We start from the raw sequence: 1,763 nt of genomic DNA on the forward strand, positions 1-1,763 counted from the left end.
GTATCTTCTATAAAGATTGATACATTTTTGCGGTAATCTTTCCATTCTTTTCCGAGTGTCTTATCGAGAAGTTTTGAGCTATTTGGATCTAAATTATTAAATATATTATAGTTTTCTTTCATGTTTTGAAATATGAAATTTGTATCCTTAGAAGAACACAATTGATTGTTATGAAATAAAAGAAGACCTCGAATTGTTATTTTTGGATAGATTGCCATAGTTTTATACCAAGAACCCTTATCCAAATAGCCTATGCTATCTAAATAATCATAAAATTCTTCATAGTGCTTTATAAATTTAAGTTTTTCTTCAAAAATTTGTTTTTCTAAATCTTTAGTAGAGGCTCTTAAGTTTAGGTATTTTTGTTTCTCATTTGAATTTAAATCGCTTATGAAATTAAGATAATTAAAATAAGTATGTTCTTTGCCATGTAGAAAAATGAAAAGACTAATGTAGCTTTTAAGAGAAACTTCAAAGTACCTATCCTCAAATCCAAAGAATTTAGCCACCTTAAAATCAAAAATAGCCTTTTGCATTTTTGTATTTAAATCTTTAAAGTCTTCTAGTTTAGGCTGATAATCATCTACAATTTTAATCATATCTTTAGGACTTGGATTTAAAGTCATTTTTTCAAAAATTCTAAATTCTTGTTCTTTTTTAGGAAAATGATACATTCCCCAATAAATCGTATATAAAGGAGAATAAAGTAATTTTGCAAGCACGGCGAGTATTATGATTAATATAATATAGGGTATATAAAATCTTTTAAGTTTATAAAAAGGTTTTTTCATTTATATTCCTTGATGTTTTAAAAATAGTTTATAAAATTTTCTATAAAAATCATAATGATATTTTTTATACTATTTATTGTATTACTAATATTTGGCATTCTCAAATTTTTAATATATAGTATTTATTTTCAAATAAATACTATATATTTACTCTGCTTTAATTTCTCCACCTTTAACAACAAGACCCTTAGAATCTATCACTACTTCTACTCCACCTGCTTTAATGATAACACAATCTGGTTTAGCATTAATCAATGTTTCTCCTACTTGTATAGTTGCCTCACTATCAGCCTTTAGATAATGAGTTGTTTTTGCATAGGTAGTGATATTATTAGCCACCATACTTGTATTTTTATCGCTTTCAAACCCCATGGATTCATTGCTTGTAAAAAGAATATTGTCTTTACTTTTACAATCTATCTCTTTTTCGCTCAAGACTTGTATTTTATTGCTTGTATTTATATTGTAATAACCTTCTATAATTTCTTTTTTGTTTCCTTTAACATTTCTAGTTTCATCTTTATGTATAATGGTATTTTTGTTTGCACATATTTCAGTGTCTTTATTTTCTCCTATATATTCACTTGAATTTTTAGCTACTCTTAACTTGTTGTCTACTCCTACATTTAAAGTGTTAGATAATCCAACTATGGTGTCTTTAGATAAACCTACATTTATTAGATACTCAGCACCAACATTGACATTTTTAGCTAAATCTATAGTTTGCGTATGAACTTTTTTAATTCTTTCATTATAAATCCCATCCACCATAGAATCTTTATCATTTAAAATTCTTTGAGTAAAGTTGTGCTGAACCAATTCATCATAGTCTCTTTCTGCTTTTAGATAGATTTGTTCTTTATCTTTTAAGTTGGATAAAGTTAGTTCATTGTATCCTTGTTCGTATACTCCTATAGTTTTAGAGCTAATGGAAGTTTTGTGATCATGGTGTGGCAACGATACAAGAGGATC

At 26.7% G+C, this 1,763-nt stretch carries 2 protein-coding genes; both read right to left on the reverse strand.

All coding sequences use genetic code 11. The features are described 5' to 3' along the window. Positions 1-791, reverse strand: a 791-nt coding sequence (locus tag CAMP18497_RS08125) for a hypothetical protein (RefSeq protein WP_337213725.1), incomplete at its 3' end; no start/stop codon positions are given. A gap of 147 nt (positions 792-938) precedes the next feature. Continuing rightward, positions 939-1,763 (reverse strand): bacteriophage T4 gp5 trimerisation domain-containing protein (locus CAMP18497_RS08130; RefSeq protein ID WP_308400646.1); only part of this gene is annotated, 825 nt, incomplete at its 5' end.

The organism is Campylobacter sp. W0066.1, from assembly GCF_024723635.1.
GTDB lineage: Bacteria > Campylobacterota > Campylobacteria > Campylobacterales > Campylobacteraceae > Campylobacter_D > Campylobacter_D lari_C.